We start from the raw sequence: 15,255 nt of genomic DNA on the forward strand, positions 1-15,255 counted from the left end.
CGGGCATGTCTGATAAAGCAGTATTGAGTTGCCGCAACCTGGGTAAATCCTACGAGGAAGGCCCGGAGTCGGTCGTGGTGTTGTCTGGTCTGCAACTGGAGCTGCATCCCGGTGAGCGGGTGGCTATTGTCGGCAGTTCGGGGTCGGGCAAAAGTACTTTGCTCAATCTTCTGGGCGGCCTGGACACACCTTCTGAAGGCAGCGTCTGGCTGGCGGGCGAAGAATTGTCGGCGCTGGGCGAAAAGGCGCGTGGCCTGCTGCGTAACCGCGCGTTGGGTTTTGTCTACCAGTTTCACCATTTGCTGCCCGAATTCACGGCGCTGGAAAACGTCTGCATGCCCTTGCTGATCGGCCGTACGGCGATACCCGAGGCCCGCAAACGCTCCACCGCGTTGCTCGAACGTGTCGGCCTCGGCCATCGTCTGGCGCACAAGCCTTCGGAGCTTTCCGGTGGCGAGCGGCAGCGTGTGGCCATTGCTCGTGCCTTGATCAATCAGCCCGGTCTGGTGATGCTTGACGAGCCGACCGGCAACCTCGATCACCACACCGCGCAGGGCATTCAGGACCTGATGCGTGAGTTGAGCACGTCATCGCGCACGGCGTTTCTGATCGTGACCCACGACATGAGCCTCGCCAGACAAATGGACCGCGTTCTGCGTCTGGAAGACGGCCGCCTCGTCGAGGCCTGATTGACCCGGCCCGGCGCAACTCATCGCGTCGGGCTCTACGTTTTTATACGGTGTTTTTTCCCACGGTGCTTCGCGAATGTTCAGACCGTTACCCATCTTCATCGGCATGCGCTATACCCGCGCCAAACGCCGCAAAAGCTTCATCTCGTTCATTTCGATGACTTCGATGATCGGGCTGGCACTCGGTGTGCTGGCGATGATCGTGGTGCTGTCGGTCATGAACGGTTTCCAGCGGGAAATGAGTTCGCGGATTCTGGGCATGGTGCCGCATGCGGTTATCGCAGGCGCCACACCGGTGGATGACTGGAAACCGCTGGCCGACGCTGCGTTGAAAAATCCTGAAGTCACCGCTGCTGTACCGTTTACCGACATGGAAGGCATGCTGTCCTACAAGGGCTCGATGCAGCCTATCCAGATCAGCGGCGTTGACCCGGCGCTGGAGCATGAAGTGTCGATTGTCACTCAGCACATTACGCGTGGAAGTCTTGAAGACCTCAAGCCGGGCGAATTTGGTGTGGTACTTGGCGATATAACCGCGCGCCGCTTTCGCCTGAGCATCGGCGACAAGCTGACCCTTATCGTACCGGAAGTCAGCAGTGCGCCAGGCGGCATCACGCCGCGCCTGCAACGCTTGACCGTCGTGGGTATTTTCAAGGTCGGTGCCGAGCTGGACGGCTCGATGGGCTTGATCAACATTGCCGACGCCGCGCAGATGCAACGCTGGCAACCCAATCAGGTTCAAGGCGTGCGACTGGCGCTCAAGGACCTGTACAAGGCGCCTCAGGTGTCCACAGCCATTGCTGCCGGTCTGGGTGCCGGGTATCACGCCGATGACTGGACCCACACTCAGGGAAGCCTGTTCAGCGCCATGAAAATGGAAAAGACCATGATCGGCCTTTTGCTGCTGATGATCGTTGCGGTTGCGGCGTTCAACATCATTGCCACGCTGATCATGGTGGTCAATGACAAGGGCGCGGACATCGCCATTCTGCGCACCATCGGCGCTACGCCCCGGCAAATAATGGCGATCTTCATGGTCCAGGGCACTGTGATCGGTATTGTCGGCACCCTGATCGGCGGCGTGCTGGGCATTATTGCCGCGCTGAACGTCAGCAGTCTGGTGGGTTGGGTCGAGCGGGTCAGTGGCCAGCACATCTTCAGTTCCGACGTGTACTTCATCAGCAACCTGCCTTCCCAATTGCAGGGCGGCGATGTGCTGCTGATCTGCAGTGCCGGTTTTATCCTGAGCTTTCTGGCCACGATCTACCCAGCCTGGCGCGCCGCGCAGATCCAGCCTGCGCATGCATTGCGTTATGAGTGATCAGAACCGGGTCGCCCTCGTCGAGGCTGCATTGCGGCCCGCGACGGCTGCGGGCTGAAGCGGATTTTCGCTGAAAGCCCTGCGCAAACGCTATAAACTCGCCGCGTTAATTCATGATCCAGGTATCGCCATGCATCCCGCAGCCGAACACTCGCCGCTGGGCAAGTCCAGTGAGTACATCGCCACCTATACGCCATCTTTGCTGTTCCCGATCCCCCGTGCTGCAAAATGGGCGGAGCTTGGGCTGACGGCTCAGACGCTGCCTTATCAGGGTGTCGATTTCTGGAATTGTTACGAGTTGTCCTGGCTGCTGCCATCCGGCAAACCGGTGGTGGCCATTGCCGAGTTCAGCATTCCGGCCGATTCGCCGAACATCATCGAATCGAAGTCCTTCAAGCTGTACCTAAACTCGTTGAATCAGACCGCCTTCGCTACCGTTGAGCAAGTGCAGGCAACCCTTGAGCAGGATCTGTCAGCTGCGGCCGGCAAGCCGGTTGGCGTGCGCATTCGCAGCCTGAGCGACATTGAGGGGGAGGGTGTGGCGACTTTGCCGGGCGTCTGCATCGACGATCTGGATATCACGGTCAGTAGCTACGATCGCCCTCAGCCTGAGCTGCTGCGCTGCGATGAGTCGCGAATTATCGAAGAGAGCGTGCACAGTCATTTGCTCAAATCCAACTGCCCGGTCACCAGTCAGCCCGACTGGGGCAGTGTAGTGGTCGAGTATCGCGGGGCGGCGCTGGATCACCGCAGCCTGTTGGCGTATATCGTCAGCTTCCGCCAGCATTCGGACTTTCACGAGCAGTGTGTGGAAAGAATCTTCCTCGACCTGCAGCGTTTGCTCAAACCGGAAAAACTGACGGTTTATGCACGCTACGTGCGCCGCGGTGGTCTGGATATCAACCCGTATCGCAGCACAGAAACGCTCAATGTGGACAATCACAGGCTGGCGCGGCAGTAGTAGCGTCTGCCGCCAAGGGCGTCGACGCAGAGCGTCCGGAACGGCATTCCCACGCGGAGTGTGGAACGATAGTTGTCTGTGTCCATCAGTGCCGATGCAGCGCGTCGTTACCCACTGACTGATATTTCCAGGTTCAGGATTATCGTGCCGACGCTCCGCGTCGGCATGCGTTGGGTGACGCTCTGCGTCACAACTCTACGCCTCACCATGCAGCAGCGGCCGGACGCAGAGTCAGCAGAGCGGCATTCCCCATCAGACTCCGATATTGCCCAGCGTCTGCACGATGTTGCGCAAGGTGCCAGCGATGGTCGGATGCTCCAGCTCGAAACGCTCGACGGCCAGGTTCACGCCGTCAGCCAGACTGCTGTCCTGTTCATGAGTGGGGTGTTCCAGCTGAATTTTAGTTTCGATTTGTTGCATGAGTTCGTGCAGGTTTTCCCGGTCAGACTCCGAAAGCGGGGGGTTATGCTCCAGTTGCTCGCGCAGGGTGTTGAGTTGTTCTTGCAGTTCGCGGGCGGGCATGACGTGCTCCTTGATTGATAAGTCTGTCTCATGGACTTCGCCGAAGAGCTAAAGGTCCATGATCACTCAAGACTAATCCAGTCAGTGCCTGGCTGCATGTGTATCAGGGTTTTTCACCTTTGCTGCGGCGTAATGCGATATCGGCCAGGCAGAACTCCAGATCGCCAAGGTGATCAATGACCGAGTGTACTCCCAGCGAATAGAGTTTGAGCGTGGCCTGCGCGCGTCGCTGCTCGCGTTCGGCGTCACTCAGTGCCTGCCATTGCGAAGGCGAAAGTCCGCACAGTGGCCCGCAAGACGCCAGGCCAATGGTCCACAGCCCGGCATTCAGCCCGGACTGCAACAGGCGTGGGTCGCCGCTGATCAGCACGCAGCCATCCAGCTGGCTGACCTTCAGGGCCATCAGCGCCATCCAGCAAGCATCCGGGGCGGGCCATTTGGCGGTTGGGCGAGGGGCGGGAATCATCCAGTCACTTACTGGTTCAGCCAGCGTAGCGCTGACGGTTTCAGGCAGCTCGTCAAGCCAGGCGCAAGGCATTCCCTGATCACGCAGAGTCCGCAGAATATCCTTTGCGCCAGGTGTGAGCTGTGTGAGCTCATTGCCTGGTGTAAGCGAGGTCGCGGCCTGCGCACCGAAGTCCACCAGACAGCCGCTAAGGCCGAACAGCAGGGCGGGAAAGGTTGGCAGAGGCGTGAGGACCGGCGCGAGCATGAGGATCTCTCTGAAATATCCAGAAACGCTACCGGTATTTTGTGACACTTCGATGAATGTGCGATGACGGGGGTTTATCCGGAACCCTTTGCTGACAGACCTGCCTTATTCATGACAGAAGGCTTTATACTCCCTGTCCTAGCGTGTGGGGCGTAGCACCCGCGTCATTATTTCGATATCTCGATCAGGAGTGTCAGCTATGCCCGTGACCGGTGCAGGCTTTATCAAGCGTTTGCTGCAATTGTCCCTCTGTGCCGGCATTGCGCTGGTGCCGGTAGCCGTTCAGGCCGCCGAAGATGACCCGTGGGAAGGCATCAACCGCTCCATTTTCAGCTTCAACGATACCCTCGACGCTTATACGCTCAAGCCGCTGGCTAAGGGTTATCAGTACATCGCGCCACAATTTGTCGAAGACGGTATCCATAACTTCTTCAACAACATCGGCGATGTCGGCAACCTGGCGAACAACGTGCTGCAAGCCAAGCCTGAAGCGGCCGGTGTCGACACTGCGCGCCTGATCGTCAACACCACGTTCGGGCTGCTGGGTTTCATTGACGTGGGTACCCGCATGGGCCTGCAACGCAACGATGAAGATTTTGGCCAGACACTGGGCTACTGGGGTGTGCCGAGCGGCCCGTTCGTGGTGATTCCGCTGCTGGGTCCAAGCACCGTGCGTGATGCCTTCGCCAAATACCCGGACACCTACACGTCTCCATACCGCTACATCGATCATGTGCCGACCCGTAACACGGCGCTGGGCGTCAACCTCATCGATACGCGTGCCAGCCTGCTGTCTGCCGAGCGTATGGTCAGCGGTGATCGTTACACGTTCATCCGTAACGCTTACCTGCAGAACCGCGAGTTCAAGGTCAAGGACGGAAAGGTCGAAGACGATTTTTAATCGACACTTTGCCTCTGCGTGAATCAATAAAGGCGACCCTGGGTCGCCTTTATTATTTTTTGAAAGTGTGAAGTAATTCCGCCTGCAGTCAGCGCATCGAGACGATGGAAAGCCCCAGTTTCTGTCCGCCGCCTTCTTCGTCATTGACCCACACCACCTCGGTTTCGGCCTCAAGTCCCTTGAGCGCAGGATGATCAGAGTCGATGCTCACGCTAAGCTTGTCCCCGACCTGGAATGAGCGTGGTGCCTGGACCTGCATGCCTGAGCTGGAAAGGTCAATGCATACGGCGGTAATCACCTGGCCCGCGTGGATCAGGTTGACGTCTGCTTCGACGCGCATGCGGATGTAATCCCGCTTTTCCTCGTAGTTGCGATCGTTTCCACTCATGTACAGTCCTTCGTTTTAGTTGCTGATTTGTGAGTTCTTATAACTCCGGGTGATTTGCGATGTAAAGAGCGCAAAGTGAGGATAGGAGCATGCTTGAAACACCCGTCGGATGGGAGTACCGTCTGCGCCTTGAAGGGCACCTCTGAGACACGCCACGCACATCCAGTTGTCGCGTGTTATTACGGAGAGGCTAGAAGCGAATCCAGTAAGCTGGTTCCGGAAACACCGGGCCGCCTACGCCAACCTGATCTGGCGCCGTTTGCCCCCATGCCAAAAACCAGTGCCAAGCTGCTGATTATCGATGACGACGACGTAGTGCGCGCGAGCCTTGCCGCCTACCTTGAAGACAGTGGCTTCAGCGTTCTGCAAGCGAGTAGTGGCTTGCAGGGAATTCAGATGTTCGAGCAAGAGAACCCCGATCTGGTGGTCTGCGATCTACGCATGCCTCAGATGGGCGGGCTTGAGCTGATCCGTCAGGTCACCGCCATCGCTCCACAGACGCCTGTCATCGTTGTATCCGGTGCGGGCGTGATGAGCGATGCGGTAGAGGCCTTGCGCCTCGGCGCTGCCGATTATCTGATCAAGCCCCTTGAAGATCTTGCCGTGCTGGAGCATTCAGTGCGTCGGGCGCTGGATCGGGCTCGTCTGCTTACTGAAAACCAGGTCTACCGCGAAAAGCTGGAAAAGGCCAATCGCGAACTTGAAGCCAGTCTTCACCTGTTGCAGGAAGATCAGGACGCAGGTCGGCAAGTGCAGATGAACATGTTGCCGATCACCCCGTGGTCGATTGACGAATTCAAGTTTGCCCATCAGATCATTCCGTCGTTGTATCTGTCCGGCGATTTTGTCGATTACTTCAGGGTCGACGAACGGCGTGTTGCCTTCTACCTGGCAGATGTTTCAGGTCACGGTGCTTCATCGGCGTTCATCACGGTGCTGCTGAAGTTCATGACGACTCGGCTGCTGTTTGAATCCAGGCGTGGCGGAACACTGCCGGAATTCAAACCGTCGGATGTACTGGGGCATATCAACCGCGGGCTTATCAGTTGCAAGCTGGGCAAGCACGTTACGATGGTCGGCGGTGTTATTGATGAAGAGTCAGGTAAACTGACGTATGCCGTGGGTGGTCATCTGCCACTGCCGGTGTTGTATTCCGAAGGGCAGGCGCGTTATCTGGAAGGTCGCGGCCTACCGGTCGGTTTGTTCAACGAAGCGACCTATCAGGATCACGAAATCGACCTGCCAGCATCCTTCAGTCTGACCATGTTGTCTGATGGCATACTGGATCTGTTGCCCGGTGATACACTCAAAGAGAAAGAAGCCGTCCTTCCCAAGTTGGTCAAGACGGCTGGCGGCAGCCTGGATGGCTTGCAGCGGGTTTTTGAATTGGCAACGCTAGGGGAGATGCCGGATGATATCGCCTTGTTAGTGTTAAGCAGGAATCTTGAATGAGTACCGGTAGAATCCAGTTCGCCGAGCAGGAAGGCACCTTCGTTCTCAAGTTCGTGGGTGAAGTGCGGTTGACGCTGTGTTCGGCTCTGGATGCGACTATCGAGCGTATCTTCACTGCGTTGAATTTCTCGGCGGTGGTCATCGATCTTACCGAGACGCGCAGCATTGACAGCACAACGCTTGGCTTGCTGGCCAAACTTTCGATCCTGTCGCGCCAGAAGGTTGGACTGTTGCCGACTCTCGTGACCACTCACGAGGACATCACGCGCCTGTTGCAGTCGATGGGCTTTGATCAGGTGTTCAACATCGTTGACCGGCCCCTGCCGCGGCCTGAGAGCCTGACTGACCTGCCTTCGCAGGATCAGTGCGAGAAAGTGGTAAAGGCCAAGGTACTTGAGGCGCACAAGATTCTCATGGGCCTTAACGACTCGAATCGTGAAGCGTTCCATGATCTGGTCAATGCACTGGAAGGTCAGCGCTAGGCGCCATTGGCGTCTGTCCTTCTGATCACTGAACGACAGGCAGCAAAAAGGGCGACACCCGTTAAGGTGTCGCCCTTTTTCGTTATCAGGCTTTTGCGGAGAGCAGCGCTTCCAGCTTTTCCTGATCGCGAGCGAACTGACGAATGCCTTCAGCCAGTTTTTCAGTGGCCATGGCATCTTCATTGGAGGCCCAGCGGAACTGGCTCTCGGTCAGGCTCTGACGAGCCTCACCGGCATTGCCCGGTGCAAGCTTGCGTTCCAGCGTACCGGTATCTTCAGCCAGTTTCTTGAGCAGGTCGGTGCTGATGGTCAGGCGATCACAGCCCGCCAGCTGTTCGATCTGGTTCAGATTGCGGAAGCTTGCCCCCATGACCACGGTTTTGAAGTCGTTGGCCTTGTAGTAGTTATAGATGCGCGTCACAGACTGCACACCCGGATCCTCTGCGCCAACGTAGTCGATGCCTGAAGATTTCTTGTACCAGTCGTAGATACGGCCCACGAACGGAGAAATCAGGAACACGCCAGCCTCGGCACAGGCGATTGCCTGGGCGAAGGAGAACAACAACGTCAGGTTGGTCTGAATACCGTCCTTCTCTAGCTTCTCAGCGGCACGGATACCTTCCCACGTGGCTGCCAGCTTGATCAGCACCCGATCACGTTTGATGCCGGCGGCATCGTAAAGGCCGATCAAGCGCTCGCTGCGCTCGATCAGGGCATTGGTGTCGAACGAGAGGCGTGCGTCCACTTCAGTGGATACGCGGCCCGGAACCACCTTGAGAATTTCCTGACCGATGGCGACTGCAAAGCGGTCGCAGGCCAGGCCGATGTCACCCTTGGCACCGCTGAATGCGTCGGCGAGCATCTGAGCGTTGTTTACGTCGGATGCGGCCTTGAGCAGCAGCGAAGGGTTGGTGGTGGCGTCCTCTGGTTCGAGGCTTTTGATTGCGCCGAAGTCGCCGGTATCAGCAACAACGGTAGTGAATTTCTTGAGTTGATCCAGCTTGGAAGTCATGAGCGTGTTCTGTCCTGTGCGGTTGGATGACATTACCCGAGCGCTGCCGACCACTCAAGGCCGCAGCGTTTCCTGCTGCCGATGATAGGCCCTGAGGGACGGCATTGTCGTGAATACCTTTGTCGAGACTGTTTTTGAGCCTCGCACGCACTGCTTGTTCCCTTGATGTGAATTTAACGGCCATCAGGCAGCTTGCAGCGTGCAAGAGTCAGAGCGACCACTTCAGCGAGACCATCAGGTTGCGCGGGTCACCGTAAACGCCGCTACCGGTCGCCAAGGGAATGCCCTGCCAGTATTTTTCGTCGAATACGTTGTTGAGATTGACCCGTGCATCCCAGTGCTCGTCGAAACGGTAGCCTGCCATCAGTCCCACAACCGCATAGGCGTCCTGCTCGGAGTGACCGGTGCCGACCCGGTTGTACGTCTCGCTTTGCGCCAGAACGTCGACACCCACGCGCCATTTGTTCAGGTTGCCGGGCAGGTGATAGGACGTTGCTGCCTTGAACAGGTGTTTCGGTTGATTGGGCGCAAACAGGTCGCCCTTGTCATTGGTCCGGTCCTTGACGTACTGGCTCAACACCAGTGTGTAGGAGGCGGAAGCCTGCCAGTCAGGTGTCAGCTGGCCGCTGATTTCTGCGTCGATCCCTCGGCTGCGCACTTCACCGGCTGCTTCGTAGCAGACGCGATTCTGCTGCTGGCAAGTGACTGGCGGATTGACGATGGCGTACGCGCGGTTTTCCTGGGTCATGTCGAAGACTGCAAGCGATGCGTTCAGACCACCGTCGAAGTATTCGCCTTTCAGGCCGATTTCGTAACTTTCGCCCGTCATCGGGTCCAATACGCCGCCTCCCACGTCCAGTTGGTTCTGCGGCTTGAAGATCTCGGTATAGCTTGCGTAGGCCGAGTAGGTATCGTTCAGGTCATAGACGATGCCGGCATAAGGCGTGACCTCACGAATGACTTTGTAGTCACCATTGCTGGCCGAACGATTCTGATAGTCGTACCAGCTTACCCGGCTGCCGACGATAACGTGCAATGGATCAATCGGGTTGAAACGTGCGGCGGCGTAGACGCCTTCCTCGGTGGCGGTGTTCTGATTGACGTAGGCGGTACGCGTGGCAGGGTCCGGTTTTGCAATGAGATTGGGGTTGAAGGTGTAGATATCGACCGGTGTAGAGCCGTAAAAGCCGCCTTTCTGATCAAACTTTTCTTCGCGCCGACTGACGCCGAGCATCAGCTCGTGCTGCCGGCCAAACAGCTGGAATGGACCGGACAGCGAACCATCCAGACTGGTCTGCACGTCTGTGGTGTCGTACTCGCCAGCCGCCTGGCCGTAACCGGTGCCACTGGCGGTCAGGTAGTTGGAGTACATGTCGGATTCAGCCCAGATTCTGGTCGCCGCCAGTTTGCTGCTCCAGCCGTTGTCGAAGCGATGAGTCAGGTCCGTGAAAACACTGACGTTTTCCCTGTCCCAATACGCCCAGTCGTTACTGAGGAAGGTGGAACGTGGCAGGTGAAGGTTTTCACCGTTAGGGCCGGATGGCAGGCTGCCCCAGTCCGACGTTGCATCATCGCGCTGCTTCGAGGCTCCTATGGTCCAGGTGGTCGACTCGTTAAGGTCGGCTTCCAGAACGCCATAGAACGTCTGACGCTCTTTATCGAGCTCATCGACAAAACTGTTGCCCGTTTCATAGGCTGCCACCACCCGGCCACGTAACGTACCGGAATCGTTGAGCCTGTTCGACGCGTCCACCTCGGTACGGTAGCGGTCCCAGCTCCCGGCGCTGCTGGTCACGCTGACTTGCGGGGTAGCAGTAGGGCGCTTGCGAATCAGATTGAGTGTCGCCGAGGGGCTGCCTGCACCGGTCATCAGCCCCGTAGCGCCGCGTACCACTTCAACGCGGTCGTACAAGGCCAGGTCAGCACCGGAGATGGTATCCAGTGTAAAGGTGCTGACGATGGTCGGCAGACCGTCATACATCAGGTTATCGATGGTAAAGCCGCGCGCCAGAAACTGCTGACGGTCCGAGCCGAATTTGCGCAGTGTCACGCCGGGTGCATATTTGACGACATCATTGAGGTCGTTCATGCCCTGATCTTCAATTCGCTGGCGAGTGATCACGCTTACCGACTGCGGCGTCTCGCGAATCGAAAGGGGCAACCCGGTCGCGCTGCTCATCGAGCCCGTGGTGTACGAACCGCTGCCTTCTGTGGTGGCCATTCCTGCAATGCCCGCCTGAGCGCTGATGTCCACATTGCCCAGCGTCAGCGAGCCACCGCTCGATGGCTGGAATACCCTCGCAGCATTGCCCTGCACCTGCGCATCAAGGCCGCTGCCCAGCAGTAGCTGATTCAATGCCTGAGCCGGCTCCAGGCTGCCTCTGATGGCTGGAGCCTGCTTGCTTGCAAGCAATTGGTCATCAACCGATATCTGCATGCCGCTCGCCTGACTCAGTTGTGCGAGCGACCTGGAAAGCGCCTGTGCAGGCAGATCGAGTTGAACGGGGCTGGCCAGAGCGGCGGCCGACAGACCGAGAGCCACGAGGCTGGTCAAAGAAGGTAGAAACGGACGAAGCATTGGGGTAATTCCTGCAGGGAGGACTGGGACGTGGCGGGAAACCTGGGTGATGGCGTGCTGGCTGGCAGGTCGTGACAGGCGGCAGCGGAGGGCGAGACTAACAAATTTTTCATATCTTATTAAATGCTAATCACTATCAGTTACATTCTCATACATATTTATCTGATGAGACTCGCTTGTGGCGTCGAGCAGTGCATTGGGGTAAAGATGCTGTTCAACTCGCGATGATCTGAAGGAACCAGCATGCATTCACGACGTTTCCCCACCACGGCCGCAATCGGCTTTTCATTGTTTTCCATGGGCGTCATCGCCGCTGAGCTGCCATCTGATCTGTTACTGAAAAAAGCTCAGGCTGAACAACACTCCTACCTCGAAACCGTCCGGCAACTCGTGGATATCGATACAGGTACCGGCCAGGCACCCGGACTGAAAACCGTCAGCGCGATGCTGGTGGAGCGTCTCAAGGCATTGGGTGCCGAAGTTTCCACCACGCCGGCAGACCCTTCTGCGGGTGACAACATCGTTGGCAGGTTCAAAGGCAATGGCACCCGGTCCTTTCTGCTAATGGTCCATTACGACACGGTCTTCGGGCCGGGCACTGCCGCCAAACGCCCGTTCAGGCTCGACGGCGAACGCGCCTATGGTCCCGGTGTGGCAGATGCGAAGGGCGGCGTGGCGATGATTCTGCATTCGCTGCAACTGCTGCAGGACCAGAATTTCAAGGATTTCGGCACGCTCACCGTGCTCTTCAATCCGGACGAGGAAACCGGCTCCAGCGGGTCGAAGAAAGTCATAGCCGAACTCGCTCGCCAGCATGACTACGTGTTTTCCTATGAGCCGCCTGACAAAGACGCCGTGACTGTCGCCACCAATGGCATCAATGGCTTGCTCCTCGACGTCAAAGGCAAGTCGTCACACGCAGGTTCGGCCCCTGAAGCCGGGCGCAATGCGGCGATCGAGTTGGCGCACCAACTGCTGCAACTCAAGGACCTTGGCGATCCTGGCAAGGGTACGACCGTCAACTGGACGCTTGTCAAAGGCGGTGAGAAGCGCAACATCATCCCGTCCAGCGCTTCGGCCGAGGCGGACATGCGCTATTCCGATCCGAGCGAGAGCGACAGGGTGCTCGCCGACGGTCAGCGGATTATGAAGAAAACCCTCGTTGAAGGCACCGAAGTGACCTTGCGCATGGAAAAAGGCCGTCCGCCACTGGCCAGGAATCCGGGTTCCGAGCAACTGGCGAAAACCGCGCAGACGCTCTATGAAAAAATCGGTCGCAGTGTCGAGCCGATCGCCATGCGCTTCGGCACCGATGCGGGCTACGCCTACGTACCGGGTAGCGCAAAGCCTGCCGTGCTGGAAACCATGGGTGTTGTCGGGGCCGGCTTGCATGCGGACAATGAGTACATCGAACTGTCGAGTATCGCTCCCAGGCTTTACCTGACGGTGGCGCTGATTACCCGCTTGTCGCAAGGTGAGGCGCCCTGACAGTCAGCGGATGTTGACCGTGCATCGGGTTGAGTCCACGCCATTTGTCGATGGGTCGGGTAGTGGAGATTGACCTGGCGCCTGATAAACGATTAACTGTATATGTATACAGTTAATCATAAAAGGCTCGCCCCATGTGTGTCACATTCCTTGGCCCCTTGTCGGCAGAGGGCATCAAGCTCCCTTTGCTATCCTTGTCATCCGTCGGCTCCAGGTCGTCAGTGGTCGAGAAGCATGTCTCTATCGCAGAGCTTTGTGAGGTCCGTGAACCGCACGTTTATCTGGCCAGGGTCGAGGATGAAGGGATGAAGGGATGAAGGGATGAAGGGATGCAGGGAGGCGGCATGCGCACCGGTGACATGCTGGTTGTCGACCGCAGTCAGTACGCCGAGCACGGTGACATCGTCGTCGCCTCACTCAACGCAAGGCAGATGTGTCGGCGTTTGCACATGCATGGCGATGTCGTGATCCTCAAATCCGAACACCCGGATTATCCACCACTGCATGTCACTGACCACGACGACCTGATTATTCTGGGTGTAGTGACCTACAGCCTGAAAAACCTTCTTGAAGGGCGCACCGCCTCTTCAGCTCATCGATGATCGGGCTCATGGCCTTGCATTGCACGCTTCACCGTGATCTGCTGCCGACCCTATGGTTTTAACCCGGAAATTGAGCGAATGCAGGAACAACTTGACCAGTTACGGCTCCCCAAGGCTGTCCAGGGGGCTATCAGTGATCTGGTGAGAGCGCTCGAGGCAACCAGCACCCGCGCTGACGTGGAGGCCGAAGGGGCGTTGCAGATCGATTACATTCACGGTCTTGAGACAAGCAGAAAGCTGCGTCCCGCCGATGCCGAGGCGCTTTACATCATTTTTGACGACGCAGTTCAGGCTCGTTTACAAGCGCTTTCCGATTAGCTCCGGGCCTCGATATTTTCCTGGTCTGCGTGAAATTCATTTAACAAATGTATCCGTCTTTTTGATCGGAATTGGTGTTTAACTCGCCCCACGAATCTGCAATTCGCGGGGTTCATTTTCGGGTTTTAATTGCTATGCGGTTATCGGGCTTCATCCTTGAGAACATCGAGCCTATTGTACTGGAGTGGACCGACTTCGCGCGCACCATGTCCACGCTCGGTGAGCCTCTGGATACCAAGGAGCTCAGGGATCACGCCGAGCAGATGCTTCGAGCCATTGCCACTGATCTGAGGACGGATCAGTCGTCGCAGCAACAGGTCGACAAATCTCAGGGTCAGGTCGTATCGCAAGAAGACACCGCTGCGAAAAGCCATGCGATCACTCGTTTGATGTCAGGCTTCACCATCGATCAGGTGGTCTCGGAGTTTCGAGCGTTACGCGCGAGCGTGATAAAACAGTGGATGATGCGCCCGACCTCGGACACCCAGCAGCAGAGGGATGACATGATCCGCTTCAACGAAGCAATAGATCAGGCTCTCGCGGAATCCATCTCCAGCTATACCGGTGCGGTTCAAGCCTCGCGCAATATCTTTCTGGGCATCCTCGGGCACGACTTGCGCACACCGTTAAGTGCCATATTGCTGGGTGCAGACGTGCTGTTGCGTACCAATGACCTGGGCGCGCGGCCGACCAAGGTGGCATCAAGGATCTACTCAAGCGTGAAACGAGCCAATCAGATCGTTGGCGATCTGCTCGACTTCACACGGTCACAGATCGGTCCCGGCATTCCGTTGAAAAAGACCCAGACAGACATCCAGCCCATCTGTGCTCGCATCGTTGACGAATCGCGTACGGTCAATCCAGAGGCGGATATTCACCTGACTTCCAACGATCCGGTCATTGGCAATTTTGATGGTGATCGCCTGGAACAGGTCTTCTCTAACCTCATTGGCAATGCCATACAGCACGGCAACAGCCGCGATCCTGTCGAGTTAACGCTGGCAGCTTCTGACGGCACGCTTCAGTTCACCGTGCATAACACAGGCAGTCCGATTCCCGAAGACGTGCTTCCTTTCATCTTCAACCCGATGGATCGCTACTCGCCCGAGAAAATGACTGACAACGGTCCTTACTCAAGCCTTGGGCTTGGCTTGTTCATCGTCGCCAAGATCGTCGATGCCCATGGCGGGCGTATTGAAGTGACGTCAAAAGCGGATCTTGGGACTACCTTTGCGGTGTTTATTCCGTTGCATGCGGAGTGAGCCCCCGACAGATGGAGTGAGCTTACCGTGTTAGTTACCACCTGTGCAGTTTTGCAAATCCAGGTGTTCTCCAAGCCAAATAAGTGTAACAACCTCACTCAACGAATACTCATGCGCTCCAAGCAGATAGTCTGTCCTGGCTGTGACGATAAAATAGGCATTAGGCGCATGGACTGCCTAACTGGCAGCACGCTTCCCTCACGCCACGCATTGGGCATGACGAATAACTCATCGCGTTCATGTGGTTTTCTGAATGCTTGAGTAGTGTTCATGGCGACTCCCTGAGAGCGCAATGTGAGTACCTTTCACAATGGGCAGGATTAAAAAATTGAAGGGAATTACAAAGGTTGAGCAGGCAAAAGGCAGCGCATATGAAATGCTTTTATTCACTTTGTCGTACGTGCGTCGGCTGATGAGAAGAATGGTTTCTGCCGACTTGTTTTTTGCTTCCTGTGCCACTGTCTTAATGGTAGCTGCCTTCCAAGTGCTTACTACTCCAGCGGAGACTGTCAGAAATTTTGTGTTCGGGCATAACATGTAGCTAGAGGTGCATGTATGCCGACCAAA

The 15,255-nt window shown here is 57.0% G+C and carries 15 protein-coding genes and 1 pseudogene; 10 read left to right on the forward strand and 6 right to left on the reverse strand.

Annotation, left to right across the window (positions count from 1 at the left end; all coding sequences use genetic code 11):
- Window positions 1–5 precede the first annotated feature (5 nt).
- The 3 genes from lolD (at window position 6) to queF (ending at window position 2,971) form a co-directional block, all read left to right on the forward strand.
- Entirely contained in the window at window positions 6–689 is a 684-nt protein-coding gene (lolD, locus tag AO277_RS19745; protein ID WP_011168252.1) for a lipoprotein-releasing ABC transporter ATP-binding protein LolD, read from the forward strand.
- Between the two features lie 76 nt (window positions 690–765).
- Entirely contained in the window at window positions 766–2,010 is a 1,245-nt protein-coding gene (locus AO277_RS19750) for a lipoprotein-releasing ABC transporter permease subunit (protein WP_005744382.1), read from the forward strand.
- Window positions 2,011–2,140: 130 nt separating this feature from the next.
- Complete coding sequence (queF, locus tag AO277_RS19755) at window positions 2,141–2,971, forward strand: NADPH-dependent 7-cyano-7-deazaguanine reductase QueF (RefSeq protein ID WP_044317571.1); 831 nt, start codon at window positions 2,141–2,143, stop codon at window positions 2,969–2,971.
- A 252-nt stretch (window positions 2,972–3,223) separates the two neighbouring features.
- On the opposite strand, the gene AO277_RS19760 is transcribed toward queF, so the two are convergent.
- Window positions 3,224–3,493 carry a DUF4404 family protein gene (locus tag AO277_RS19760; protein ID WP_044317570.1) on the reverse strand — a complete coding sequence of 90 codons (270 nt, stop codon included), beginning with the start codon at window positions 3,491–3,493 and terminating at the stop codon, window positions 3,224–3,226.
- Between the two features lie 103 nt (window positions 3,494–3,596).
- Window positions 3,597–4,205: an HAD superfamily inactivated hydrolase PcrP gene (gene pcrP / locus AO277_RS19765; protein ID WP_002552894.1), complete on the reverse strand. Its 609-nt coding sequence runs from the start codon at window positions 4,203–4,205 to the stop codon at window positions 3,597–3,599.
- Window positions 4,206–4,404: 199 nt separating this feature from the next.
- Here pcrP and AO277_RS19770 point away from each other — a divergent pair, with 199 nt between their 5' ends.
- Complete coding sequence (locus AO277_RS19770; protein ID WP_004659844.1) at window positions 4,405–5,106, forward strand: MlaA family lipoprotein; 702 nt, start codon at window positions 4,405–4,407, stop codon at window positions 5,104–5,106.
- An 88-nt stretch (window positions 5,107–5,194) separates the two neighbouring features.
- On the opposite strand, the gene AO277_RS19775 is transcribed toward AO277_RS19770, so the two are convergent.
- Window positions 5,195–5,494, reverse strand: a complete 300-nt coding sequence (locus tag AO277_RS19775) for a PilZ domain-containing protein (protein WP_044317569.1) — start codon at window positions 5,492–5,494, stop codon at window positions 5,195–5,197.
- Window positions 5,495–5,761: 267 nt separating this feature from the next.
- On the opposite strand from AO277_RS19775, the gene rssB reads away from it, so the two are divergent.
- Together rssB and rssC are read left to right on the forward strand one after the other, a co-directional pair.
- A complete protein-coding gene (rssB, locus tag AO277_RS19780; protein ID WP_044317568.1) occupies window positions 5,762–6,946 on the forward strand; it encodes a two-component system response regulator RssB in 1,185 nt (394 codons plus the stop codon).
- Window positions 6,943–7,428, forward strand: a complete 486-nt coding sequence (gene rssC / locus AO277_RS19785) for an anti-sigma factor antagonist RssC (RefSeq protein WP_044317567.1) — start codon at window positions 6,943–6,945, stop codon at window positions 7,426–7,428. Before rssB ends, rssC begins: the two co-directional genes overlap by 4 nt.
- 85 nt (window positions 7,429–7,513) lie before the next feature.
- Here the strand turns inward: rssC and tal are convergent, their stop codons facing one another.
- Together tal and AO277_RS19795 are read right to left on the reverse strand one after the other, a co-directional pair.
- The gene (gene tal, locus AO277_RS19790) at window positions 7,514–8,440 is read right to left on the reverse strand and encodes a transaldolase (RefSeq protein ID WP_002552899.1); all 927 of its coding nucleotides are present in this window, start codon (window positions 8,438–8,440) and stop codon (window positions 7,514–7,516) included.
- Window positions 8,441–8,648: 208 nt separating this feature from the next.
- Entirely contained in the window at window positions 8,649–11,018 is a 2,370-nt protein-coding gene (locus AO277_RS19795) for a TonB-dependent siderophore receptor (RefSeq protein WP_044317566.1), read from the reverse strand.
- Between the two features lie 243 nt (window positions 11,019–11,261).
- On the opposite strand from AO277_RS19795, the gene AO277_RS19800 reads away from it, so the two are divergent.
- From AO277_RS19800 to AO277_RS19815, 4 genes and pseudogenes are all read left to right on the forward strand, one after another.
- Window positions 11,262–12,506, forward strand: a complete 1,245-nt coding sequence (locus AO277_RS19800) for a M20/M25/M40 family metallo-hydrolase (protein ID WP_044317565.1) — start codon at window positions 11,262–11,264, stop codon at window positions 12,504–12,506.
- A gap of 134 nt (window positions 12,507–12,640) precedes the next feature.
- A pseudogene (locus AO277_RS29255) lies at window positions 12,641–13,108 on the forward strand (S24 family peptidase).
- 78 nt (window positions 13,109–13,186) lie between these two features.
- Window positions 13,187–13,426 carry a hypothetical protein gene (locus AO277_RS19810; RefSeq protein ID WP_044317564.1) on the forward strand — a complete coding sequence of 80 codons (240 nt, stop codon included), beginning with the start codon at window positions 13,187–13,189 and terminating at the stop codon, window positions 13,424–13,426.
- 134 nt (window positions 13,427–13,560) lie between these two features.
- Complete coding sequence (locus tag AO277_RS19815) at window positions 13,561–14,688, forward strand: sensor histidine kinase (RefSeq protein WP_044317563.1); 1,128 nt, start codon at window positions 13,561–13,563, stop codon at window positions 14,686–14,688.
- 237 nt (window positions 14,689–14,925) lie between these two features.
- Here the strand turns inward: AO277_RS19815 and AO277_RS28810 are convergent.
- On the reverse strand, window positions 14,926–15,255 hold a 330-nt coding region (locus AO277_RS28810), incomplete at its 5' end, for a hypothetical protein (protein WP_218962517.1).

Source organism: Pseudomonas amygdali, from assembly GCF_002699855.1.
Classification (GTDB): domain Bacteria; phylum Pseudomonadota; class Gammaproteobacteria; order Pseudomonadales; family Pseudomonadaceae; genus Aquipseudomonas; species Aquipseudomonas amygdali.